The sequence below is a fragment of the Mesorhizobium sp. M1E.F.Ca.ET.041.01.1.1 genome, from assembly GCF_003997355.1.
GTDB lineage: Bacteria > Pseudomonadota > Alphaproteobacteria > Rhizobiales > Rhizobiaceae > Mesorhizobium.
The window spans coordinates 1-882 of sequence record NZ_RZSL01001118.1 but is presented as its reverse complement, the minus strand read 5'-3'; the positions used below and the strand labels follow the sequence as shown (position 1 = coordinate 882).

1 protein-coding gene is annotated in these 882 nt (G+C 66.1%); it reads left to right on the top strand.

Features of this window, described 5'->3' with window-relative positions; genetic code table 11:
* On the top strand, positions 1-882 hold an 882-nt coding region (locus EOA38_RS37800; protein ID WP_148669497.1), incomplete at both ends, for a histidine kinase dimerization/phospho-acceptor domain-containing protein.

Sequence of the window (882 nt, the reverse complement as noted above, 5' to 3'; positions counted from 1 at the left end):
ACCGCACCCAGGGCGAAGACGCTTCCGCCGATCTGCGCGCCTCGGAGGTCCGTTTCACCCGCTTCTTCAACTCGACGCCGATGGCGATTGCCGGCGTCGATGCCAGCGGACGCATCCTGCGCACCAACGCGCCGTTCCTGTCGCTGTTTTCATCCGTCGTCGACCGCGACGCCGTCGACCGGCGTGTGCGCTTCGAGAGCGTCGTGCATGAGCGCGACCGGCCGGCCTTTGCCGCCGCCTTCGAAAAGGCGCGACAGCGCCAGGCCAACATCGAGCCGATCGACTCGCTGCTGCCCGGCAATGACGAGCGCCACATCCGCTTCTACGTCAACGCTGTGGCCGACAGCGCCGGCGCCGAGGGGGCTGAGGAGTCGGCCATCGTCTACGCGGTCGAGACCACCGAACAGAAGGCGCTCGAGGGCCAGATGGCGCAGAGCCAGAAAATGCAGGCGGTCGGCCAGCTTGCCGGCGGCATCGCGCACGACTTCAACAACGTGCTCACCGCCATCATCATGGCGTCAGACCTTTTGCTCACCAACCACCGTCCGTCGGATCCGTCCTTCCCCGACATCATGAACATCAAGCAGAACGCCAACCGCGCGGCGTCTCTGGTGAGGCAATTGCTCGCCTTCTCGCGCAAGCAGACGCTGCGCCCGGAAGTGCTCAATCTGACCGATGTCCTGGCCGACCTCAGAATGCTGCTCGCCCGCCTCGTCGGCAACGACATCCGCCTGAAGATCGACCACGGTCGCGATCTGTGGCCGGTCAAGGTCGACATCGGCCAGTTCGAGCAGGTGGTGGTCAATCTCGCCGTCAATGCGCGCGACGCGATGCCCGCCGGCGGGGACCTTACGGTGCGCACCCGCAACGTCACGGGCGAGG